Source organism: Paenibacillus sp. Y930, assembly GCF_056786375.1.
Genome location: NZ_JBXCIX010000005.1, coordinates 176,859 through 202,630, shown reverse-complemented (window position 1 = coordinate 202,630; position 25,772 = coordinate 176,859). Strand labels below are relative to the sequence as shown.

15 protein-coding genes, 1 pseudogene and 1 riboswitch are annotated in these 25,772 nt (G+C 38.0%); of the genes and pseudogenes, 9 read left to right on the top strand and 7 right to left on the bottom strand.

Annotated features, from left to right (window positions below):
* Window positions 1–114: 114 nt before the first annotated feature.
* Complete coding sequence (locus tag AC1TO5_RS15930; protein ID WP_482063818.1) at window positions 115–1,530, bottom strand: glycoside hydrolase family 18 protein; 1,416 nt, start codon at window positions 1,528–1,530, stop codon at window positions 115–117.
* A gap of 182 nt (window positions 1,531–1,712) precedes the next feature.
* Here AC1TO5_RS15930 and AC1TO5_RS15925 point away from each other — a divergent pair, with 182 nt between their 5' ends.
* Complete coding sequence (locus AC1TO5_RS15925) at window positions 1,713–2,723, top strand: RluA family pseudouridine synthase (RefSeq protein ID WP_482063817.1); 1,011 nt, start codon at window positions 1,713–1,715, stop codon at window positions 2,721–2,723.
* A 21-nt stretch (window positions 2,724–2,744) separates the two neighbouring features.
* Here the strand turns inward: AC1TO5_RS15925 and AC1TO5_RS15920 are convergent, their stop codons facing one another.
* Entirely contained in the window at window positions 2,745–3,644 is a 900-nt protein-coding gene (locus tag AC1TO5_RS15920; RefSeq protein ID WP_482063816.1) for a LysR family transcriptional regulator, read from the bottom strand.
* A gap of 133 nt (window positions 3,645–3,777) precedes the next feature.
* Here AC1TO5_RS15920 and AC1TO5_RS15915 point away from each other — a divergent pair, with 133 nt between their 5' ends.
* Together AC1TO5_RS15915 and AC1TO5_RS15910 are read left to right on the top strand one after the other, a co-directional pair.
* Complete coding sequence (locus AC1TO5_RS15915) at window positions 3,778–4,968, top strand: coenzyme F420-0:L-glutamate ligase (RefSeq protein ID WP_482063815.1); 1,191 nt, start codon at window positions 3,778–3,780, stop codon at window positions 4,966–4,968.
* Between the two features lie 386 nt (window positions 4,969–5,354).
* The gene (locus AC1TO5_RS15910) at window positions 5,355–5,855 is read left to right on the top strand and encodes a Crp/Fnr family transcriptional regulator (protein WP_482063976.1); all 501 of its coding nucleotides are present in this window, start codon (window positions 5,355–5,357) and stop codon (window positions 5,853–5,855) included.
* 32 nt (window positions 5,856–5,887) lie between these two features.
* On the opposite strand, the gene hmpA is transcribed toward AC1TO5_RS15910, so the two are convergent.
* Window positions 5,888–7,138, bottom strand: a complete 1,251-nt coding sequence (gene hmpA / locus AC1TO5_RS15905) for an NO-inducible flavohemoprotein (RefSeq protein WP_482063814.1) — start codon at window positions 7,136–7,138, stop codon at window positions 5,888–5,890.
* A gap of 434 nt (window positions 7,139–7,572) precedes the next feature.
* Between hmpA and AC1TO5_RS15900 the strand changes: the two genes are divergently transcribed.
* Window positions 7,573–8,058: a DUF4358 domain-containing protein gene (locus tag AC1TO5_RS15900; RefSeq protein WP_482063813.1), complete on the top strand. Its 486-nt coding sequence runs from the start codon at window positions 7,573–7,575 to the stop codon at window positions 8,056–8,058.
* Window positions 8,059–8,246: 188 nt separating this feature from the next.
* On the top strand, window positions 8,247–9,797 hold the full coding sequence (locus AC1TO5_RS15895; RefSeq protein WP_482063812.1) for a tetratricopeptide repeat protein: 1,551 nt from the start codon (window positions 8,247–8,249) through the stop codon (window positions 9,795–9,797).
* Window positions 9,798–10,002: 205 nt separating this feature from the next.
* Here AC1TO5_RS15895 and AC1TO5_RS15890 read toward each other — a convergent pair whose 3' ends face one another.
* Genes AC1TO5_RS15890 through AC1TO5_RS15880 form a run of 3 tightly spaced genes read right to left on the bottom strand, consistent with a single transcriptional unit; the run spans window position 10,003 to window position 13,747 of the window.
* Entirely contained in the window at window positions 10,003–11,127 is a 1,125-nt protein-coding gene (locus AC1TO5_RS15890; RefSeq protein WP_482063811.1) for a Ger(x)C family spore germination protein, read from the bottom strand.
* Window positions 11,124–12,227, bottom strand: coding sequence for a GerAB/ArcD/ProY family transporter (locus AC1TO5_RS15885; protein ID WP_482063810.1), 1,104 nt, complete (start codon window positions 12,225–12,227; stop codon window positions 11,124–11,126). The genes AC1TO5_RS15890 and AC1TO5_RS15885 overlap by 4 nt, the downstream gene beginning before the upstream one ends.
* A 32-nt stretch (window positions 12,228–12,259) precedes the next feature.
* Window positions 12,260–13,747, bottom strand: coding sequence for a spore germination protein (locus AC1TO5_RS15880; RefSeq protein WP_482063809.1), 1,488 nt, complete (start codon window positions 13,745–13,747; stop codon window positions 12,260–12,262).
* Between the two features lie 262 nt (window positions 13,748–14,009).
* On the opposite strand from AC1TO5_RS15880, the gene AC1TO5_RS15875 reads away from it, so the two are divergent.
* Entirely contained in the window at window positions 14,010–16,148 is a 2,139-nt protein-coding gene (locus AC1TO5_RS15875) for a cellulase family glycosylhydrolase (RefSeq protein WP_482063808.1), read from the top strand.
* A 283-nt stretch (window positions 16,149–16,431) separates the two neighbouring features.
* Window positions 16,432–16,519: riboswitch (cyclic di-GMP riboswitch) on the top strand.
* A gap of 154 nt (window positions 16,520–16,673) precedes the next feature.
* Window positions 16,674–21,839: an NPCBM/NEW2 domain-containing protein gene (locus tag AC1TO5_RS15870; RefSeq protein ID WP_482063807.1), complete on the top strand. Its 5,166-nt coding sequence runs from the start codon at window positions 16,674–16,676 to the stop codon at window positions 21,837–21,839.
* A gap of 97 nt (window positions 21,840–21,936) precedes the next feature.
* Here the strand turns inward: AC1TO5_RS15870 and AC1TO5_RS15865 are convergent.
* Window positions 21,937–22,149, bottom strand: a pseudogene (locus AC1TO5_RS15865) (sensor histidine kinase); the annotation flags it as partial.
* A 202-nt stretch (window positions 22,150–22,351) separates the two neighbouring features.
* Between AC1TO5_RS15865 and AC1TO5_RS15860 the strand changes: the two are divergent.
* Window positions 22,352–25,138, top strand: coding sequence for a glycoside hydrolase family 3 C-terminal domain-containing protein (locus AC1TO5_RS15860; RefSeq protein WP_482063806.1), 2,787 nt, complete (start codon window positions 22,352–22,354; stop codon window positions 25,136–25,138).
* 405 nt (window positions 25,139–25,543) lie between these two features.
* The gene (locus AC1TO5_RS15855; protein ID WP_482063805.1) at window positions 25,544–25,741 is read left to right on the top strand and encodes a YwbE family protein; all 198 of its coding nucleotides are present in this window, start codon (window positions 25,544–25,546) and stop codon (window positions 25,739–25,741) included.
* The last annotated feature ends 31 nt before the right edge of the window (window positions 25,742–25,772 follow it).

Genomic DNA, 25,772 nt, shown 5'->3' with positions numbered 1-25,772 from the left:
GCTAGCAACTATAATCTGAAATAGCTCTTAGCTCGGTTGCCGAGCTAAGAGCTATTTTAACGCTGACAAAAAACGTTTGATGACCGAGCGTTTAATAATATATCTTAATTGTTCCTATGGCATTAATTTCTTAATCGCAAAATTATCATTCAGCAGTACCCAGTTTTGCGGATATGGAAAACCAAGTGCCCAATAACTGACGCCACGAAGATTATATTGTTTGACCATATCAAACTTAGCTTGCGCGCTTCGTGCATCTTCAAACCATACCTCATGACTAATTCCTTGTTCATTCACATAGCGGAAATAAGGAGATTGCGTCGTCACATTATACTGAATGGGAGCTCCATATTGAACGGCCCTTCGAATAGCTTCCTGGGGGCTAAAGGTCTCTGCTTCTTGACCTTGAACATGTGGAACAACCCAATCTCTAGCATAGATTTGGAACCCCAAAAATATTTTTTCAGCAGGGATTACAGTTAGCGCATATTCAACAACTTTTCGCATTTGGTTAATCGGCGATATTGCTTGTGGAGGTCCTTTGCGGTATCCCCATTCATACGTCATGAGAATAACAAAATCAGCAATTCTTCCATGTTCCTCGTAATCATGAGCTTCATAAAGAACCCCGGCTTGATGTTCACTCGTTTTCGGTGCAAGGGCAGTCGATACTAGATATCCTCGGGGATGAAGACGGTCTACAGCTAATTGTAGAAATAGATTGTAGTTCTCACGATCTTCGGGCAATACATTTTCAAAATCTACATTGAGAACGGTATAACCTCTTTCTTCCATCACTTGAAGTACGTTAGTAATAAGTACTTCGCGTAGCTCGGGACTAGACAATACAATATGAGACAAATTGGAACCAGCTTCTGTTGAGGTAAAGTTAGTAATCGACAGCATCGGTGTAATATTGTGGGCTATTGCTGCTTCAACCATTTGTTGATCGTCAAATGGCTCTAATGATCCGTCTTCTTTAATCATGTAAGCAAACGGACTGAAATAAGTAAGGAGATGACCAATATTATTAAGTGTATCTACAGCGGCTTCATTCGATTGATAAGTGTATGCATTGACTTCAATCTCAGGTTTTTTTCTAGGAATAATTAAATGCATTCCAATAGTAATGTTGTTCGGATTTTCAATATGATTTTCATTCATAATGGCTTGAGTAGACACACCATATCGGTTAGAGATTGCCATTAATGTCTCGCCAGGTTGTATAACATGTATGATTGGTGGAATTATGAGCGACATACCTGGTTCAAGTAAGTTAGGATTTGCGATTTGATTCGTTTGTACGATAGCTTCAACAGTAACACCGTATTGATGCGCAATAGACCATAAACTTTCTCCTGCTCTCACCCTGTGTGTGGTGTACGGTGAAGGTATTACTAACGATTGTCCAATTAGCAATTGATTGGGATTGGGTAGTTGGTTCAACTGATTAATAGCATTTGCAGTCGTATAATAATCGTTAGCAATCTTCCAAAGTGACTCACCTGCATTGACAACATGTATAAGCAATAGGATTTCCCCCTAAAATATTTACTGATACATCTTATGTACCAATGATTAAAATGTGTATTCGTCTAGGGGGATTATTAGCGAAATTACTATCTACTATGAATATGAATTCTCTAACGGTTATAATGGATAATATCATCGATGCCAAAATTTCGATATAACTGAGGAGACCATAACTATTTATGAAAAATAATAAGCCATCCCATCGTCAGAATAAAGATAAGAAAATTGCACCTAGATCTTCAAATCGACAAAATGGACCTGGGAAAAGCAACAAAAATCCATCTAGTCGCCATGTAAGTACATTAAGAAATGCGACTCCACCCAAACAATTTACCGTGACTGAAGAAACAGAGTTACTTGTATTTTTGCTGGAAAAGTTAGTAGGTCAAGGACGTAATTCAATAAAATCTGTATTAGCTCGTGGACAAGTTTCTATAGATGATCGTGTAGAGAAGCTCTACAACTATCCACTTAAAGCTGGACAAATAGTCGCGGTTAGCAAAGAAAGAATAACGGCTGCACCAAAATTGATCGGTCTTCGTATAGTGCATGAAGACGATGATCTTATCGTTGTGAATAAAGACGCTGGTTTGCTTTCCGTAGCTTCTGAGCAAGAAGGTGAACTAACGGCATATCGTCAATTAACTGCTCATGTTCGTGTAACTACACCAGAGAGCAGAATTTTCGTGCTTCATCGTCTTGATCGAGATACATCAGGAGTTATGATGTTTGCTAAGAGTGAACAAGTTCAGAAGAAGATGCAGACAGCATGGACAGATGTTATGAAAGAAAGAACGTATGTTGCTTTAGTTGAAGGGTTCGTTAAGAAATCACAAGGAACGATCTCTTCATATTTGAAAGAAACGTCAACATTGAAAATGTATTCTAGTCAACATGTAGGTGATGGTTTACATGCTGTTACTCACTATAAGGTGCTGAAAGCAAATCGTGACTTCTCCTTGCTAGAAGTGAATCTTGAGACTGGACGAAAAAATCAGATCCGTGTGCATATGCTGGATCTAGGGCATCCTATTGTCGGTGACAAAAAGTATGGTGCTAAGTTGAAATCAATCGGTCGACTTGGACTTCATGCACGTGTACTTGCCTTCGAGCATCCTACAACTGGAAAAATTATGAGGTTTGAAACGCCGATACCGAAACAATTTTCGAACCAATTCAAAGAAGAGTAATATGTTCTTCATTGTTTAGTGTCAATTTTCAACAAGGTGATCTGGATCAATGATCTCGATGAATTTTTTCGTGGCACGTGATACAGGGAATGTTTTTGCATAACAAATTCCTATATTACGTTTTGGGATGCTATCGATAAGTTTTATTTCGTGTAAAATCCCATTGTGCAAATAATGCTCCGAAAACTCTTTCGTAACACAAGCAATGCCCAGATTAATTTTCGCAAACTCTAACAATAAATCATGAGAACCTAACTCAAAGTCAGGTGAAATAAGATGTCCCTGTTCCTTCAGATATTGTTCAACATATTTACGTGAGTTTGAGTTTTTTTCGAGAAAAATTAATGGCATATGCATGAGATCATCTAGGCTAATCGGTTGCGATGTTAAATGCTTATATTTTTCACCACATACAAAAATATCATGTACTTCTTGGCAAGGGATGAAGTGGAATTTAGCATCTTGAATCGGTAAGTTGCAAATGCCTACATCGGCTTTGCCTTCTTTAATAAATTCACAAATTTCGGTTGTCGTCCCATTAATGATTTTTAGTTTAATTCCTGGGTATTTGGTGTAGAACTCTTCTAAGTAAGGCAATAAATAATAACGAGAGATCGTATCTCCTACACCAATATGCAATGCTCCTGTTATTAAATTTTTGGCTTCCATCATTTTTTCTTCAGCTGTATTTAAGATGTTCATCGCGGAATTGACATGCTCGTATAAGAGTATTCCTTCCGTTGTTAACGTTACGCCCTTCGGTGTGCGATAAAACAAGGTGATGTCTAACTCTTTTTCGAGCTTGAGAATCGCTTGGCTAACAGCAGATTGTGTTAGATACAATTCTTGGGCAGCTTTTGAGATGCTTTTATTAAGTGCAACTTCCTTAAATATTCGGTATAAATCTAATTTGCCAATCATATTAGTACCCCTTATATCAGATATTATAGATATTAATTTTACTTATACCATGTTGAAGAGGTATAGTAAATCTATACAGATGTATAATGATGACTAGCATAGATATAATTAGTCCGTTAAAGGAGAAATTACATTGCAAAGAGTAGTTGGAACAGTCGTTAGAGGTCTACGTGGACCGATCATTAATAATGGTGACAATATTGAACAAATCGTGGTTGATACAGTGTTGAACGCTTCTAAAGTAGAAGGTTTTTCTATTGAGGATCGCGATATTGTAACGATTACTGAATCAATTGTTGCTCGTGCACAAGGAAACTATGCAACAATTGACGCGATTGCTGCTGATGTTAGTGCAAAGTTTGGAGAAGATACCGTAGGTGTTATTTTCCCAATTCTTAGCCGTAACCGTTTTGCTAACTGCTTGAGCGGAATTGCAAAAGGAGTACAAAAAGTAGTATTAATGTTAAGCTATCCAGCTGATGAGGTTGGTAACCATCTTGTGGATCTAGACGAGCTTGATGAAAAAGGCATTAATCCATGGACTGACGTATTAACAGAAACTGAATTCCGTCAACATTTCGGATACAAAAAACATACATTTACTGGCGTTGACTATATAGATTACTACAAATCATTGATTGAAGCAGAAGGCGCATCATGTGAAGTGATCTTCTCCAACAATCCGAAAACCATTTTAGACTATACAAAGAGTGTATTAACTTGCGACATCCATACAAGATTCCGTACGAAACGTATCTTGAATGCGAATGGAGCGGAGAAAGTATACGGTCTTGATAATATATTGTCTCAATCGATTAACGGAAGTGGATTTAACGAAGCATACGGTCTGTTGGGCTCGAATAAAGCAACAGAGGATAGTGTGAAATTATTCCCTAATAACTGTCAGCCGATTGTAGATGGTATTCAAGCAAAAATTTTAGAACAAACGGGTAAACTAATTGAAGTTATGGTTTATGGCGATGGTGCGTTTAAAGATCCAGTAGGAAAAATATGGGAGCTTGCTGATCCGGTAGTTTCCCCAGCTTATACCATTGGTCTTGATGGAACACCAAACGAAATTAAGCTGAAATATTTGGCAGATAATAACTTCTCACATTTGCGTGGAGAAGAGCTGAATACAGCTATTTCTGACTATATTACGAACAAGAATGACAACCTAGTAGGCGCAATGGAAGCTCAAGGGACAACACCACGTAAATTAACGGATCTTATTGGTTCATTATCTGATCTAACGTCAGGTAGTGGCGATAAAGGAACGCCAATGGTGTACATTCAAGGATACTTCGATAATTATACCAAATAAGTTCATCTGAATAATTGCCCAATCTGATTGGGTGGATGCAGAGTGAAAGAAGACCTTCACGTCGTCAGAATATGATGACAGGAAGGTCTTTGTTCATCGTACAGATCATCTACAAAACTGTAAAAAAATGTTGACTAAATGAGTAGAAATGACTAGTATAAAGCATGTAGTTATTTCCTAGTGGTTTACTTAGAATTGAACATAGAAGGGACTTTCACAGCAATGATGTATAAAAGTATGACGATAAGTTCATACATCGTATTTTTGTATTGGCTTTCCTTACATAAAACAGGCCTTGAGGTTGTCATCTCAGGCCTGTTTATTATATATTTAACTCATTGAACGGCGTTCTAATAACTGATTTCTATGAAAAGGAGAGGATCGTCATCCATTTACATAAAGGAGAAATATTATTTCATCAAGGTGAATCGGGACCGCTATATCATCTTAAAAGCGGGCTACTGAAAATCGTTCGCGTTCATGAGAATGGTAATTTCGTGCTCGTTAATATTGTTGTGGCAGGCGAAGTTATTCCTCATCATTCACTCGTTTCGCCGAATATTTATCACGGCACGGCAATAGCACTTATTCCTTGTGAAATTGAGCTTCTGCCTGCGAAGGAATGGTACGCTACACTAACGAATAACCCCGAGAAATGTATGGAAATCGCGATGTTATTACAAAGCAAGCTGCGGATGATGCAGCAACGCATCGATCAATTAACTCAAGTAACTCCTGCTGATAAGCTCAGTAAGCTGCAGGAATGGTTTGAAGCCTATATTGCTCCCGCAGCATTAACTGATATTTTAACACAGGATGAAATTGGACAATTAATTGGTCTTCGTCGTGAAACGGTCAACCGATTACTACGAGCCCAATCGCAATAGTGAATATTATCGTACGTATTCAACACTACCTCTTATAGCTGAGCAGCAGGCACAGACTCTTTTACTTCCTCTAAGTCACCTGCTGGACCGAAGAATTCGAAATGAATCGATGAGCTTGGCACACCGAGCGTTTGTAGTGCTTTATTCATTGCTTTCATAAATGGCAATGGTCCGCAGAAATAGAAGATCGCTTCTGTAGAAGGAATAACGGATTTCAACCACTCTACATCAATATAACCTTCCTTATCAAATACTTTCATCGCACGATCAGCATCTGTCGGCTGCTCATAACAGAAATATGATGAGATATTAGAGTTTTGAGCTGCTAATTGTTTGACATCATTACCCATTGCATGTAATGCACCGTTCAATGCAGCGTGAATAAATGTCACTTGGCGTGACGACTGTGATGTTGCTATTGTATTCAGCATGCTAATCATTGGCGTTAAGCCAACACCGCCGCTAATCAACACAAGTGGACGTTCACTACTGCTGTCTAGAATAAAGTCACCTGCTGGTGCTGATAGTGACAATGTATCTCCCACTTGAATATGTTCATGCAAGTAGCAAGAAACTACTCCGGCAGCAATATGATCGCGTGAATCTTCTCGTTTTACCGAAATTCTATAATATGGTTTATTCGCAGAGTCAGATAGACTGTATTGACGAATATGTGTATTGTTTTCTCCTGGTATTGCAGCCTTAATACTTACATATTGTCCAGGCTGGAAGCTTGCGATAGCTGCTCCGTCCTCTGGCACGAGATAGAATGAAGTAATGACATCACTCTCTTGAACTTTCCGATCTACCTTGAAGGCACGGAAGCCTTCCCAGCCCCCTGCTTGCTGCTCCGCTTGCGCATACATTTCCTTTTCTACACTAATGAACACATCTGCAATAAGACCATAAGCTTCTGCCCATGCATCTAATATTTCAACTGTTGCTGCATCACCAAGCACTTCTTTAATAGCGGCAAGTAGATTTTCTCCGACAATTGGATATTGCTCAGGTTTAATGCCGAGGCTTCTATGTTTATGAGCAATTTGCTTCACAACGGGTAGTATGTTTTCTAGTTGATCAATATGAACTGCAGCCGCATAGACCGCATTAGCTAGTGCTTTTTGTTGTTTTCCTTGCTTCTGATTAACATGATTGAACACATTAAGAAGTTCTGGATGGTTAGTAAATAATCTTTCATAAAAACGTTTTGTAATTTCAGTACCATACGTTTCAAGCACGGGAACCGTCGATTTGATTATTTTAATTGTATTTTCACTTAACATATCCAAGCTCCTTTATATTTAGACTTTAGTGATGCTCTATAACAAGTATAAGCAACAGGATGAAGCTGCATTGTGATTTGAATCACAGCAAAAAATAACGATCTGTGACGAATGGCTTCGTATGTAACAAATTTGTGTCCATGCAAAATAACCCTCATCTCCGCGAACGAGATAAAGGTTATTTTTAGGGGGGATAATCGATAGAAATAGTCCGGCAAAAAGCGGTCCCCATTCCGTTCAATATTACAATTCTGTCTGCATAACAACCATACCAACAGAAAGTGTAAATATATCCATATACGATTTTCTGTAACATTAACAGATTATTTACGTCTAGTAATTATAAGTGCAAAAAAAGTTTATGCTTTCTAAGCTACTTTTTGCTTATAAGTAAGTTCATCAGGAAGCTACAAAAAGTTGAAGGAGTGCAGAAAATGAATAAAAAAATGATGTTAATTATGTTAGTTGCGATAGTAAGTATCGTTGTAACAGCTTGTTCAGGGGGAAAGTCAGCTACAGTAGAACCTACGCTGACTGCGAAAGAAATGGCAGATCAAATGTTTCAGGAAGTTGAACAACCACAACTAATGGAATTGTCTGCTGAAGAAGTGAAAGCATTATACAATGTAGATGCCGATAAGTTTGAAGATTATGCGATCAGAGTACCAATGATGAATGTAAAGACCAATGAAATTGCTATTTTGAAAGTAAAAGATACAAAAGATATTGCTGAAATCGAAGCAGCTTTGAAAGCGAGAGCCGAAGCAATACAAAAGCAATTTGAAACGTATCTTCCCGACCAATATGAAAATGCGAAAAACTATAAACTTGTTACAAAAGGTAACTATGTAATCATGGTTATTTCCGATAAAGCGGACGAGCTTATGAATATATATGAAGGTTTCTTTGCAGAAAAATAAATGTCCTAGTCTGACATGAAGAAGATCGTTTGCAAAAGTTGAAGCTAATACAGCATCAGCTAGCGCAAGCGGTTTTTTTTATTGCAATCGTATTAATGATTGTGTGTAAAAAAGGCTATAATTATAGTAAAGTAAATGAATGTAGATTGCATGTAATAAATAACTGGTAGAGAGCAGGAAATCGTGGAATGACAGATAAACAGCAGCAGCGTTACCGTTTTAGTGAAGCGCCAATATGGGGGCTTAACCGCAGTTACTATGAAGAAGAAGGGCTTAAAGCTTGGAATAATGACCAAGTTCCTCAATATATAACGAGCAATCCGATGATTGCAACCACTTATGCCGAGATGATCTTTGGCTTACTTCAGGATCAGGCGAATAAAGGAAACAATACTGAGCCTGTTATGATCGTAGAATTAGGTGCCGGAGCTGGTCGTCTTGCTTATCATGTACTAGTAGAGTTATGTAAGTTGAGAGACTATGCGGCAATTCCATCACCGCCATTCTGTTATATTATGACAGATTTGGCGATGAACAATGTTATCGCATGGAAGGAACATCCTGCGCTGCAAGATTTCATTGCGGAAGGTATTGTTGACTTCGCAAAATTTGATGCGGTTAATGATACTGAACTGCATCTTGTTGCTTCTAATCGTACGATCAGTGGCGGAGAACTACAACAACCATTAATTATTGTTGCCAATTACTTTTTCGATGGTATTCCACAAGAGCTTCTCTATGTTGGCGAGGGTCATATTTACGAAGCAGATGTATTTGTTGATTATCCCGAGCAGGCGGATTCACTTAAACCATCAGAAGTATTAGATCAACTATCTCTACGTTATGAGTATCGTCTCACTCCGGAGTACGAACAAGAAGACTTCCCATATCGTAATGTCATTGCCACATATCAGGAGCAATTAGAAGATTCTCATATCCTATGGCCTTCATCTGGTTTGAAGTGTATAGAACGTCTGAACCAGCTAACTCAGTCTGGATTTGTATTGATAACTGCAGACAAGGGAGATCATCTATTAGATAGCTTTAAGTTTGCAGAACCGCCAGAGTTGGTTCTCCATGGAGCATTTTCATTTACAGCTAATTATCATGCCTTTGTACAAGCCTATGAAGAAAGTGGAGCGATGGTGTTATTCCCTCCACATCATTATAAAAATCTAAATGTTGGTTGTATTATGCATGTGGACGAGCCAATGAGCTATACGAATACAAGATTAGCGTATCGCAGATTTGTCGAACGGTTTGGCCCAGAAGAATTTTTCAGCTTGAAAGAATGGGTAGATCGCCGAATTGATACGATGGGCATACAGCAAATTTTAAGCTTTTGGCGCTTGGGTGGATATGATGCGGAATTTTTTATCCAAAGTGCTAGGCAGATTTCTAGTTTATTGCCAGACGCTAACGATGAAGAATTAGCTGATCTTGCAAGTGGGATACAAATCATGTGGTCTTCGTACTATGTGATGGAACAGCGTTATGACTTAGCACTCGATGCGGGATTAATACTATTTGAGATGGACATGTACGAACAGTCCAAATACTTCTTGGAGATATCGGTTCATTCAGATGAAGCAGAGATTGTCTCCACCGTATATTATGGGTTAGCTGTTTGTTGCTTCGAAATGGAATTAATTGAAGAAGGTTTAGAGTATACGAAAAAATTACTTGAGCTTGAGCCTGATCATGAAGATGCAATGGCGATCATAAAGAGTTTCGAGTAATTGAGATGGGATCGTTTTTTTGAAGTATACCGTTAATGCGATAACGATATAAATGCTTTTATGCTGCATAGAGTTATAAATAAAATAGACTGCTGTTCAACGATTGAATAACTGAGGCTATATTCTATTCATCGTTGAACAAGGCAGTTGATCAAATGTTTTCCTACTGCAGATCATTGTTTACATGCTCCGACGATCGTTATGTTTAATTGAAAATACCATGATTTATAATTTTCGTGTTCACTTGAGCGTCAAAATCAATCGTTGAATATGTTTCATTCCAATCGATTTGTTCCCATGTAGCATGATGGAAAGCAATTAATCGTCTACCAATAGAGAGTCCATCGGAATTTGCTTCTTGTAGCTTCTTAATAACGACATTGGCTTCCTCTGTTAGTTTTTCAGAAATAATTTTTTCTATATCTCGAATTTTTTGAGACGAGTCTAGATAGTTTTCCGGATACTCCAACACTTCTACTTTCAAATCTAGATGAATATGTGCCGAAATATGATTCGCATCCTGCCCGATCACCTTTAATTTACGCTTTAATTTCGATGCATTAATATAAATATAATTTTTACTTTCTGGAACTTCGTTTTCGTGGATCTTCACTTTAATTTCCGAGTTGTTATTTAAATGGTCATTCAACAACATAAAGATCATGGATTCATCAATATTTAAATGCTTACCCGTATACTTAGAGCCGTTGAATAAAGCTATCCCGATTATTTCTGCTTCATTTTCCTTTGCTTCGATGAAGGGCAATACAAGATCAGTTGATGGATCGGAAAAATCGGAAAACATAGGTCTCGTTTGACGTGGAATGATGTTATCATGCTGAGCAATTTCAAATAAGGTATCGAGATATTGGCTCATGCCTCCGGCCTCATTGAGCTTAATATTAAGTAGCTCATTAGCTCGTCCTTTTACAACAGCAGCATTATCAACGAGCGAACGTGTTGGATCGCGATAAAACACATCAAGTCCAGGCTGAATATCCTGCTTTGCATAATCCTCACCGAACAATAGAACGATCATTTTCGAGGAATCGAATTGTCCGGCAATTTTAAGATTAAGCGCCTTCCCAATATCCATCGTCGTATCACCTTCCCCTGATACAATTTGACTTTCTGCTACTTTGGCTGCTCCTTCGCTAGAACTGAATTTAGGAATAACGATTGTCCCTAATAGCTTTCCTTCCTTAGTGACATCGAATCCCGAGACCATGACTAGCTTGGCCTCACTAAGTAATTTTTGATCCCAGCAGCCAGTTAACAACACAATACAACAGCATACTAGAAGGAGAAGGGACTTTCTCGATATATTCATGATGGGATATCCTCCCGTACTTTTTGACGACGAATAAGTGACACGATCAATAGAATAGCAGGCAATACAAAGGTGAATATAATACTATATAGATTGGCGGTATAGCCCACTATATGAATAACTCGACCGTTTATTGGTATAAATAATACAACAATAAACGTTAAAGCTCCTATACAATATACGAAAGGAGTACGCTTCGTTTTGCCGAACAAATGAGTTATTCCGACTGAAGTTAAATAAAGATACATCATTAATGAAGTGGCAACAGTTACAATCCAAATAGAGAAAAATATAAGATCTACTCTATCAATAATATTCAAATATTTGAATTTCATAATGTAGAGTATAGGCTCAGGGATGAATCGTAGTGCTGAAGTTCCGAAATAGGTGATGGTGATAAAGGTGAGATAGGTATAGAAGATTGTGGTGAATCCATTAGCGGATAAAGCGACTTTCAATTTCCCTACCCCTTTTCCTAAGCAGTACGGTAGTATGACGAGTAGTGATTCAAACCCTTGATAAGAAAATGAGCCTTGCGATGCCCCTCTTAACATATTATAAAAACCACTCTCTCCTATTGGTAAAACGTATAAAATGTGAAGATCCCTTAGTATAAGGAATGTAAATGCAAGTAAAACGATCAGCAATAATGCCTCTAAGACCATAAAACGAGCCATTACCTTTAAGTTTTCTTTAACGCATAAAATACTAATCGCTATAAGTAGAAAAGATATCACCCATATCGGAGTGCGAGGGAGCATCCATGTATTCACTTTCTCTCCAAATTGCAATACCATTAATATAGCTGTCACAAAAAAGTAACTAATATAGCCCATTTTCAATAAAAATCCGATTGGTCTACCAACAATAATATTCATAAACTCGAAGATCGTTTGCCCTGGATATCGACGACATAATAGCCAAATAATTAAAATACCGATTTGTACAAAAACACCGGCAGCAAATACGGAAATCCACGCATCGCTGCCTGAAATTTTATTCACCTCATAAGGTAAATAAATAATGCCAATACCAATTTGAGCTTGAATAATAATAAAAAAAAGTTGAAATTGGGAAATTTTGTTTTCTGATTTGATCATTGGGAAATGGCTCCTCGATACGAATTATTTCTTCATTTTTTGGTGTATCGGTTAATATTTTTATTTTTGCTCCACCGTACAGGCAATCTAAGTAGTGAATCCTTTAACTGATGCCAACGAAATGGAGCTATAGGTGAAAAGTAAGGAGTACCGAATGATTCTAATTTGCATAGGTGTATGAAAAGAACCATCAGACCAAATACAATGCCAACAAATCCCAAAATTGAGGCAGCAATCATCATTGGAAATCTTAATAAGCGAACTGCGGAGCTCATCTCACTTGAAGGCACGACATAGCAGGCAATCGCAGTCATCGCAACGATAACAATCATCGTATTCGATACTAGTCCTGCCTTCACAATGGCATCACCGATAACGAGTCCGCCCACGATACTAATCGTCATGCCAATAGCAGAAGGTAGTCGAATACCGGCCTCTCTAATGAGTTCAATTGTCAATTCCATAATAAACGCTTCAACTAAAGGTGGATAAGGAATACTATCAATCGAGCTTTTAACGGTAATCGCAAGCAAATGTGGCATCACTCCAAAATGAAAGCCAATAACTGCGATATAAATAGCTGGCAATGTTACAGCAATACCAAAGCTGAATAGTCGAATCATACGAATGAAGCTTCCGACATAGACACGGCTATTATAATCATCTGGTGACTGATAGAACGTAAAGAAAGTGGACGGAATTAGTAGCACGGTTGGAGAACCTTCGGCAAAGATTGCAATTTTTCCCTCTATTATATTAGCCTCCACACGATCTGGTCGTTCTGTATTCTGCATTTGCGGAAATGGGGAGGCAGTTGAATCTTCGATATACTCTTCCAATAAATCCGTACTAAAGACCATGTCAGTAGAAATGTTTTGTAACCTTGTTAGTGCAGTTTCTACAATCTGTTCGTCAGCAAGTCCTTTCATATAGGCTATAGCTACTTTTGTATTTGTTTTATCACCGATCGTCATGTATTGAATATACAAGCTACGGTCAATAATTCTATGTCTTAGTAGATTCAAATTGACCGTTAGATTTTCTACAAACCCTTGATGGGAGCCTCTAACAACCTTTTCATTATTCGGCTCGTTCGTGCTTCTAACGAAACTTGCAGCGGTTTCCACGAAAAATACATGTTGCTCGCCATCGATATAGATCGCCGAAAATCCTTCAAGCAGTTTTTGCGTGACTTCATCAAAGTTTGTTGTGTTAGGCAGGTTGCGAAAGGGATAGTTAGCTTCGTTAAATTTGCTAGTAAAATCAGAAAGTGATAGAAAAAAATTTTGTTGCAGCTTATCTTGATCGACAAGCGTTTCAAAATAAAAGGCAATACATTGTTTGTTATTAAATACGAAACGACGATTTTTGAGATCCTGTGATTTCAGAAAAAAATTCTCAAGGTAGTTAATATTGTCTGCTATGGAGCGAAAAATGGTTGTAACTATAGGTTCAGACGTTTGTGCAATATCATAATTGTCACTATTTGTAAGGGGAGATGTAAAGTTATCGAATCTCATCTGAACACATCCTGATAAATTAGTATTTAGAAAAATCTATACTATTAAGATGCTTCTATTGTTTGGAAATTATACACACCAATAGATCACTAGTTATTATATGAAATTAGCACCAATTTCAGAGGTGTACACCCAAATACTGGTTATGGTATAGTCGTTTGAAAGCGTTACCAACATTGAAATGTACAGCTGCAAAATAAACAAAATATCATTTTCGAGCGTGATTTTATGTTGGTAAAGCGAAACTAAGGGAGGTTTTAATGTGAAGTACTTCAAGAGATTATTATTTTCTACGGTTTTGTTATTAGCGTTGTTGTTACCAACTGTTAGCTTTGCAGCTCAAAATACGGAGGACAAAATTGATATAAAAGACTATACAGAAGCTATGCAACCTGGATGGAACTTGGGCAATACTTTTGATGCCGTTGGAAAAGATGAGACAGCATGGGGTAACCCTAAAGTTACGCAGGAATTCATCGAGCAAATTGCGGATCAAGGCTATAAAAGTATTCGAATTCCAGTTACATTTGATCAAAGAATGGAAGAAGCTCCTAACTACATCATTGATGCCGAATTCCTTAATCGCTTAGATCAAGTGATTCAGTGGTCGCTTGATGAGAATCTATATGTGATGATCAATATTCATCATGATTCATGGATCTGGTTAGAATCAGGCATGCAGGAAAATCACGATGCTTCTCTTGCGCGTTATGATGCGATTTGGACGCAGCTTGCTAACCGATACAAAAATCTATCTACTAAACTAATGTTCGAAAGTATTAATGAACCACGCTTCTGGGGAACGGACGAAGAAAAACAAGGATATCTTGATGAGCTGAATTCATCCTTCTATGACATCGTCAGGAAATCTGGAGGTAAAAACGATATTCGTCCGCTCGTCCTACCAACGCTAGATACGGGGTCAGAGCAGCATAAGCTAGATGCGCTATACAGCTTTATTGATAAGCTAGACGATCCGAATATTATATCTACCGTTCATTATTACGGCTTTTGGCCGTTTAGTGTAAATATTGCCGGCGTCACTACATTTAATGAGGAAACGAAAAACGATATTATTAGTACATTTGATCGTGTACATCATACATTTACGAAAAACGGTATTCCAGTTATTATTGGTGAATTTGGATTGCTGGGCTTCGACACTGACTTGAATACGATTCAGCAAGGTGAAAAGCTTAAGTTTTTTGAATTTATGATTCACTATGCCAATGAAAAAGAATTAACACATATGCTATGGGATAACGGACAGCATTTTGGTCGTCAATCTTTTGAATGGTCGAACCCTGAGCTATTTGCAATGATGAAAGCTAGCTGGGCAATTCGTTCAGCAACAGCTGAATCTAACTTCATCTATGTAGAGCAAGGTAAAGAAGTTACTGATGTAACGAAATCGCTTAATTTGAACGGAAATAAATTCGTTGCACTTGAATTAGCTGGCGAGGAATTAACTGCAGGTGAAGATTATGTCCTTGCTGGCGAAGCATTGACTGTGAAAGCAAGCTTGCTTGAAAGCTTAACAGCATCAGAGAAACTAGGGATTAAGGCGATATTAACTGCTACTTTTGATAAAGGTAAGAGCTGGAACTTCGATGTTATTACATACAATACGCCAGTCCTCCAAAATATTGTAGGTACAGCAACCGATTTTGCAATTCCAACGACATTTAACGGAGATAATCTTGCTACGATGGAAGCTATTTATGCGGATGGTAGTTTTGCAGGTCCACAAAACTGGACGTCATTCAAAGAATTTGCTTACACGTTCGCACCTTCGTATGACACTAACAAAATTATACTTAAGGAGAACTTTTTCCAAGAAGTTAATGATGGCGCAGTAAAACTAACACTTTATTTCTGGAGTGGTGAAGTTCTTAACTATACGATTACAAAAAGCGGAGATGTAATTGTAGGTATAGTGGAAAATACTGAAGATACAAGTAACAAGATGACACGCGCACAATTTATCGAGCTTGTTATGAATACATTGGGTCTTCTAGATGGAACAGCGGTAAGCTCATTTACTGATGTGGAGAAGGATGCGACCTATGCTAATGCAGTAGCAAGTGCGGAAAAACTGCAAATTATTAATGGTAATGGCAATGCTGAATTTGGGGTAAATGACCTTATTAGACGTGAAGATACGGCTGTCATTTTGCAACGCGTTATGACTGTGTTGAATGCAAAACCAGGCAAAGTAGAACTGGTTACCTTTAAAGATCAACAATTAATTAGCAATTATGCGGTAACGGCGGTTAAGACATTGCAGCAGTCTGGTATTATCCTTGGAAAAACTAATGGAAACTATGATCCAAGCGGACTAGCTACTAAAGTAGAAGCTGCAACGATGATCTATAGATTACTTATTCAACAATCCAACTAAAAGTATTCCAAAGCGGTGATCGCTTCTCGTTATTCAATCGGGGAGTGATTGCCGCTTTTTTAACGCTGGATAAGGTTAATAGCGATACAGTTCAAAAGTTTCATTATTTACAATAATTAATCGAGAAAATAATATAAATTCTTTAAAAATAAGGATTGAGTTATAGAAAAAAGTGATCATCGAGTGGAAATTAATAAAATTTTATAAAAAAAGGTTATTATACCTACTTTTAATTGATTCCAAATGATCATGTAATATGAAGGCATGCTATGTTAATGTTTGTATTATTAAGTGGCAAACCTATAGAAATGTAGGGACGCAAAGCTACAGGGACTAAAGTTATCTAATAACTATGTCAGCCAGTTGCCAAAGAGTATAGCATGCTTTTTGTTTCTAAAAGTTGAATAAAGACGACGTAATTTTTGACGTCTTAAATGTCTGACTTTGCGTGCAAAAAAGCTACTCTATGGGTAGTTTTTTTTTCGTGGCTAAATATTAGATCATCATCACTCAGGAGGTAGAAACATGAACAAAATGATCGTAATTGCAACAACTGCAGCGCTATTACTAAATATTTCTGTAGGGGCTGCTCCAGTATTCGCCAATGATTTGCAAAGTAAGTATGAAGTAAGAGCAGTCGTAGAAAGTAATGTGAGCAACGTTAATCTAGCTTCTGTAGCTCCATTTGATCTGTATGGTAAAGATATTCTAAGGGATTACAATGCAGTATACAAAATGGATAATGCCAATATTGGATCAATTACTAATAACGGTGGAAACTATCCGAACTCACAAATTCAAAAAGCTATTGATGGAGATATGGCTACACATTGGGAAACTGGCAAGCCCAACAGTGCAATATTTACTAATGAAATTATTTTCAATCTTAATGAATCGACAACATTAGATAGAATCGTTTATGCCGCTAGACAAGCAAGTGCTCAAGGAAAAGGATTTGCGCAGAAATTTGAAATCTATAGCTCAGCTACAGATAATGGCGATGATTTTACACTAGTATCTACAGGAGAGTATAAGGGATCAACTGGTCATATTGTTGAGATAAAATTTGCACCGACAGCATTTAAACGTATTAAATTCGTATTAACAAAAGCGAATCAAGATTGGGCAAGTGCTGCAGAATTTTCTTTCTACAAGGAAGATACAGTTAGAGATGCCTTTAGCGGTATTTTCACAGATGGAACGATGAGTGCAGTAGTTCCAGCATACAATCAAGTAGACAAGATCAATGCATTAGAGGCAGAAGCGAAAGCACATCCGTTATACTCTATGTTCAGAGATCAACTAGAATTGGCTAAAAAGCTAGTTAACGGTGAAGTCGATCTTGAAGGTACAATTATTACCGCAGAGCAACGTGGTGATATGAGAAAACACGCACAACAAAATTTGAGAGTGAATTTTGGTACGAATAATCAGCCGACTGGCTTTGCAGTTATGCCAGGAGAAACTATTAACATTTATGTAGATGTAGAGTCTGCCGATAAATTACCCTCAATAGTCTTTACTCAACAGGAGGCAGCTTGGAACGTATGGGCAAGAGCAATACAATTACGTCCAGGTAAAAATACAATTACGGTACCTACATTTTCAAAAAATAGTTATTATGCCCATGATGTAACTCAAGGTGGAACTGTATATATTGTTAATCCCTATACGGCTGAAGAGCAAGGAAAAGCTCCAATCATTCGATTGGAAGGTTTAGAGAAAATACCGTTTATGACAGCAGATACAGATCCAGAAGAATTTAAGGCTTTCTTAATCGACTATAAACAAAGATTAGATGCAGATAAAGCTGTACATCCAAATGTTAATGATCGTCAATTAATAGATGTAGTTGAGATGGTAAGTGATCATGTTATCTTTACTGGAACAGCTACAATCGCTTATAACACTTTTGTAACGCAAGGTAAAAATCCAATGGATACGATAACAGGCTATGATGCTTGGATGAAGACAATGTTTGATTTCTATGGTTTCGATGGTAGTAGTGAACTTCATGATCCGAAGTTAATTCGTGAAAATATTAGATTAATGCAACCATATGGTGCTATGTATGCAGCAGGTGACCATACCGGGATTCAAATCGGAACGGTTGGCACGATGTTAGCTGACTTTAACAAAGTATCTCCAGGTTGGGGATTGAATCATGAGATTGGACACCGTTTGGCTGTTGGTGAACGAGAATATGGTGAAATAACGAATAATATGCTATCTATGTTGATGTCTGTTCATGCTAATTCAATAAATAACAGTATCGCAATAGATAACCGTATTCCGTATGAAAGTACAATTTATAAATACGTTATCGAAGAAAATAAAGTAGTCATGAACAATCAATCTTATTTTGCAGCACTTGCAGCATATTGGCAGTTAGAATTAGCTCATCCAGGATATTGGACGGAGCTGAATAGAATGTACCGCGAGCGGAAGGTTTCTCTTGCTAACGGAGATAATTCTAAGCAACAGTATTTAGTGGAGTTTTCCTCAGAAGTGCTTGGAATGGATTTAAGTAGTTATTTTGCTAGACATGGATTCACAGTTAATCCAGAAACGAGAGAGAAGACAGCTGTATACCCTGCTCCGAAAAAGCTATGGTATTTGAATGATACGTTAATTAATTATGAAGGAACAGGTATAACTAGCAAAGATGTAGCGATAAAAGTCGGTATTACTGCTAACGCTACTGCAAAGTCTAATACATTAAACTTTACGATGGACAAATCCGTTAAAGAAGATTTCTTAGGCTATGAGATTTATAGAAACGATACGCTTGTAGGATTCACTGGTACGGGTCAATTCGTTGATCAGAATATAGATCCGAGCATTAATTATACTTATACAATTATTGGCTATGACAAGAAGCTAAATACGCTTAAACCAGTATCTGTTAAGGCATTCATGCCAACGTTATCTGTTGAGGATCAAGTGACATTGAAGCTGAATCATCCGTTTGATCCTATGAATTATGTGAAGGCAACGAACTATCAAGGCAATGATATTACGAGTAAAGTTGTTGTGAAATCAAATAATGTTAATGTTACACGTAAAGGAAACTACAAAGTTGTATATGAAGTAAAGAGTGAACAGGCAACAGAAACGAAGACAACAAACGTTACCGTTACGAGTAATTATATGTATGCTTCTGATCTGAATGCCCAATCAGCCAAAGTTGGCTCGGGTTCTTTCCAGAAAGATAAAGCCGCTAATGGAGGCATCATTACACTTATTAGACAGGGACTTCCGGTAGCCTATACTAAAGGTCTTGCCGCACATGCCAATTCTGAAGTGGTCTACAATATTGAGGGTAGAGGTTATGACTTCTTTGAAAGTTATATTGGTATCGATCAAGCAGCGAAAGGTAGACCATCTTCAGCTACATTTGAAATATATGTAGACGGAGAAAAGGTATTCGATAGTGATGTTTTCCTATCAAGTACAGCACACGAATATGTAAAAGTAGCTGTTACAGGAGCGAAAGAAATCAAACTCGTTACAACAGATGCTAATAATAATGGTAATAATTATGATCATACGGTTTGGGCTGATGCGAAATTCAGTAATAATTCTAGTATGCCAACATTAACGGTAGCTGAAGAAATGGTAGTCGTTAAGTTAAATGATGAATTCGATATGTTAAGCGGCGTAGAAGCATTTGATGTCGAAGATGGAAACTTAATCGAAAAAGTTGATGTACAAATGAATGGGTTCAGTTCAGAGAAAACAGGTACTTACAACGTACAATACACAGTGACGGACAGCGATGGAAATAAAATTACACAATCCAGAACGGTTGTCGTGTACAGTTCTAGTCGATACGCAACTGATGTGGAGTGGGAATCTGCAAGAACAGATTATAATGTCGTAAGAAAAGATAAATCAAGTACTAACGCCACATTAAAATTACTTGTTAATGGTGAAACGAAAGAATTCGCAAAAGGAATAGGAACACATGCCAATTCTGAAATTGTATATAACATTGGTGATACGAACTACGAGTACTTTGAAACAATCATTGGCGTTGACCGTAATATTGCAGCACAAAATAACTCAAGTGTAATCTTTAAAATTATGGCTGATGGTCAAGAAGTGTATAATAGCGGGTTGATGAAATACAATACCGAAGCCCAATTTGTAAGAATACCAGTTAAAGGTGTTGAGCAATTAACACTAATTGTAGACAACGCAGGTAATGGCAATGCATCTGATCATGGAAACTTTGCAGGTGCTAAGTTTTTAATTTTGAATAGTACACCTGAACTTACAATAGGTGCGTCTACTTCTACTAAAGTAGGACAAGCAATATCAGTTAGCGCAGAGTATTCAGCTATCGATGCTGAAGATGGCAACATCACTTCTCAAGTCGTCGTAACTGGTGAAGATGAAGTAAACTTCAATCGTGCGGGACAATACCCAATCACGTACACTGTTACCGATAAAGATGACAACACGACTACAAAAACAAGAATTATTGCCGTTGTTAATATGGAAGACTTCAAGTATGTATCTGATTATAATTGGAAGTCTACACAAAATAGCTATACTGCACCTAAGAAAGATATTGCAATAAGTGGTAAAGCATTACGATTAACGGATGAAAACAACGCCGAAGTTACGTATGCTAAAGGTATTGGTGCACATTCAACGTCCACGATTGTATATAATCTAACGGATAAAGATGTTAACTACTTCACTTCATTTGTAGGTGTAGATCGACAAATGTATAATACTGTAGGTTCAGTTTCTTTTGAAGTATATGTAGATGGAGAGAAGAAATTTGATAGTGGATTAATGAATTCAAGAGACGCAGAGCAACAGCTTGAAGTTGATCTTAGCGGAGCGCAAGAGCTTAAGCTAGTCGTAACGGACGGAGGAAATGGTAACGGATCTGACCATGCAGTATGGGGGGATGCGAAATTCCACTTTGCCAATGGAGATCGACTATATACAAGCGATCTAGTTACGGCAATCGAAGAGACTAAAGTTATTTCACTAGATGGTTATACTTCTGAAAGCATTGCAGCATTACAAATTAGCTTGATGAGAGCAGAAGAAGTACTAGCTAATGAAGATGCTACTCAAACTGAAATTGATGCAGCATTAGTAGCCTTGCAGAAAGCTACAGAGGAATTAACACTATTAGACTTAACTCAAGTCATTACGATAAGCGACAAGTATTTAAATGAAGCGATTAAGAAGACTTTAGCTATAAGTGGTGAGATCACACTTGGAGATATGTACAACCTTACGACGCTAACAGGTGACTCCAGAAGAGTTAGATCACTTGATGGTTTACAATATGCGAAAAATCTAGTGACCCTTGATATTGCAGGTAATGAAGTAGCTGACTTCTCACCATTGCAAGGCTTAACAAAATTGGAGAACTTGATTGCGGATCCTCAATTCATTGTAATGGGTAGTTTACAAGGACCAGTCGTTGAAGTAGCGAATATCGTTAAAGATATCGATGGTAACTATGTTATCCCTACTGCAGCAGGCGTTCGCAACAATGCAACGTTTAATGAAACGATATTTGATGTTAATGAGTGGGCAGCAAATCCGGATAAGTTCATACTGGATCTTTCTAATGAAGACAAGGGTATTTACACGTTTATGATGAATTATGAAGTTGCTGGTCATCTTGTCATGGTCATGTATATGATTGATGTTAAATAACTCATAGTTCGATAGATAGTCTAAATATATACAAGGAAGCAGTCCCTCAATATATAGGGAACTGCTTCTTTGTTGTTCAAGAGTATAGCGGGAAATACTACTTACTATAATGATCCGGAATCATAAAGGAAACGGTTGTTCCTTCATTAGGTTTGCTGACAATAGACAAGCCATGTCCATACAGTTGTGTTAACCGTCGATTCGTATTGGCAAGCCCGATTCCACCCTTTCCTTTCATTGCTGGATTTAATAGCTGCACAATCTGCTCCTGCTCCATTCCTTTACCATTATCGATGACTTCAATTATAATTGCTATGAACAAGTGATATATGCTCTATAGCTAATTTGAGTAGTAATCGTCATAGCTATAGAGCGAGATTGTCCAACGATAAGACAAAATTGCATATAATTTGTACTCTAATACGTACTATAATTTGTATCTTCGTTGGGTTATTATGGATATAAGTGTAAGTTCAAAATATATAAGTAATAAGCGATAGGGAGTGGATGAGTTGATTACAGAACAAATAGGCGTTCCATTAGAAGGGTTTGCTGAATTTAGCAGGGAAGTGGCGGCACAGGGCGCGGTATTGTTGCAAAATAATAATAAAGTTCTTCCTTTGCAAAATGAGGATAAGGTTGCCATTTTCGGTAGAACTCAAATTAATTATTACCGTAGCGGTACAGGTTCAGGTGGTAGTGTTCATGTGACACATACAACGAATTTATTGGATGGTCTTCGTGGTAAAGACAACATTACAGTTAATGAACCATTAGCTGCTACATATGAACAATGGATTGTAGAAAATCCATTCGACAATGGTGGAGGCGGCTGGGCTGCTGAACCATGGTTCCAGAAGGAAATGCCATTATCAGATGAACTAGTACTAGCGGCAAGAAGCGAGTCTGATAAAGCAATTATTGTTATTGGACGTACAGCAGGCGAAGATAAGGATAATGCGGATGAGCCTGGAAGCTATCAACTAACAGCTGATGAAAAGTCAATGTTGCATATTGTAACGGCACATTTTGAACACACAGTCGTTGTATTGAATGTATCGAATATTATTGATATGAGTTGGCTGAATGATGCTAGTTATGTCAACCCGATTTCAACTGTAATCTATGCATGGCAAGGTGGCATGGAGGGCGGTAACGCAATCGCTGATGTATTAGTTGGTGATGTAACACCTAGCGGCAAACTAACGGATACGATAGCTTATGCGATTGAGGATTATCCGTCAACTCATCAATTCGGTAATGAGAAGACGACCATTTATGAAGAAGATATATATGTAGGTTATCGCTACTTCGAGACATTCTGTCCTGAGAAAGTTCAGTTTGAATTCGGTTACGGTATTTCCTATACCGATTTTGACATTGCTCAATTGGAAGCGAAGTTAGTTTCACAAGAAGGCGTCGATTGTATTGAAATTAGTGCAACAGTTACTAATAATGGTATTCAGTTCGCGGGTAAAGAAGTTATCCAAGTGTATTATGAAGCACCACAAGGTAAGTTAGGTCAACCTGTTAAAGTATTAGCAGCTTTCGGTAAGACGAAGGAGCTTCAACCAGGAGAAACTCAAACGTTAACAGTAACCTTCCCTATTCATTCTATGGCGTCCTATGATGATAGTGGTGTAACTGGATATCGCTCTGCTTATATATTAGAGGCTGGAACATACAAGCTACATGTTGGTAATAGCGTGAAAAATACAGTAAACGTTAGTCTAAAAGATCAAAGCGGATATGTTGTAGATACGATTCAAGTGATCGAGCAACTTACAGAAGCGTTGGCACCAACAGAAAGCTTTACTAGAATGGCACCAGGTTCACTGAAAGCAGATGGCACTTATGAATTGATTTCTGTAGAAGTTCCTACACAACAAATTTCGTTAGCTGAACGTATAGAGCAAAATCTACCGAAAACGTTGGAGCAAACTGGTGACCAAGGGTACAAATTACAAGATGTTTATGATCAAAAGGTAAGCATGGAGACATTTATTGCTCAGCTTGGTGATCAAGATCTTGCGGCAATTGTTAGAGGCGAAGGTATGGGTAGTCCGCTTGTAACACCAGGTACAGCTTCTGCATTCGGTGGAATTAGCGATAATCTATTCAAGCTTGGCATTCCAGTAGCGTGTACAGCTGATGGTCCTTCTGGCATTCGTATGGACAGTGGACATAAAGCAACGCAAGTATCAATTGGAACTTTACTTGCTGCCACATGGGATACGAACCTAGTAGAACAACTTTACGTGATGGAAGGTCAAGAACTATTAAGAAATAACATTGATACTTTACTTGGACCAGGGCTGAATATTCGCCGCAGCCCACTTAATGGTCGGAATTTTGAGTATTTCTCTGAAGATCCTCTCGTAACTGGTGCTTTTGCTGCGGCATGCACAAGTGGCATTAAGAAGGGTGGCTCTAATGCTACTCTGAAGCATTTTGCTTGTAATAATCAGGAGCAATACCGTACGAAGGTAGATGCTGTAGTATCTGAGCGTGCATTACGTGAGATCTACTTGAAAGGGTTTGAAATTGCTGTAAAACAAAGCGGTGCGAATTCCATCATGACCTCATATAACGCAATTAACGGACATTGGTCTGCTTCTAACTATGATTTGAATACAACAATTCTTCGAGGAGAATGGGGCTTCAAAGGGATCGTGATGACGGACTGGTGGGCAGTTATGAATGATGTTGTCCATGGTGGAGCACCAAGCTTGAAGTACACTAACTTTATGGTGCGCGCGCAAAATGATCTATATATGGTCGTTAATAACTACGGGGCAGAAATTAACTCCTTAGATGACAATACGATGGAATCATTAGAGAACGGTACATTAACACGCGGAGAATTACAGCGTAGTGCGATAAATATTTGTGAGTTTATTATGAATTCGATTGTATTTACAAGAGATCATGTCATTGAAGATGTTGTTACGAAATTAACAGCCAATCCATCACTTACACCAGCAGTAGTTCAGTCATTATCTGATAATGCACAAGTTACACCTGTCGTGAATGAATCGATCTATATGAAGGTAGATGAGGCGGGCGAGTATCGTCTTATCGTTCATATTATGTCACCAGAAACGAATGTCGCACAAACGGTTTGTAATGTAACATTGAATGATCAGTTAATGACGACAATTCAAACGAACGGAACAGATGGTAAATGGATTAAGCAGAAGCTTGTGAAAGTAGAGCTAGAAGCGGGTCTATATGAGATGAAGCTGGATTTTGTGAAGCCGGGGATGCAGATAGAGTGGATTGAATTCAAACCACTGTAAGAGTAGCGGTAGTTCAAAAAGCGGACTTTGATAACGATGATTGACTAACGTAGCTTAGTCGACATCGAATATGAAGTGAACTTGGAAAGTACGGTTCGCGTGTACCAACTATGTACACTTGCGCTTCCGCCTTTCTCAAGTAGCACTCCATCTTCTGGGTTCTGAAAGCCCGCTTTTTGAACCTTCATTGTAAGCGGTAGTTCAAAAATCGGAATTTGATAACGATGATTGGCTGACGTAGCTTAGTTGGCATCGAAGATGAAGCTGGATTGAAATACGCAAGAGTGTGCTTCCTATAAGGAAACAATGCTCTTGCCTATTTTGATTTTACTCTAATAGAACGTTAGTATAAGTTATGTTACGATAAGGTTTACTGATAATATAAAGTTGGAGATGAAACAAGACATGGATGGTAAATTGAGAAGTAATATCAAGCCGGGACTAGAGGTTGATATCGTATTAAAGCAGGATCAGCGTACAGGTAAAACCTCGCGTGGAATAGTGAAGGATTTGCTGACTAATTCACCACAGCATCCGCATGGAATTAAGGTTAGATTAGAGGATGGCCGTGTCGGTCGGGTTCAAAATATTGTAAATGGATAAGCAATACTTTCAAGAATAAGGGTCAACAGAG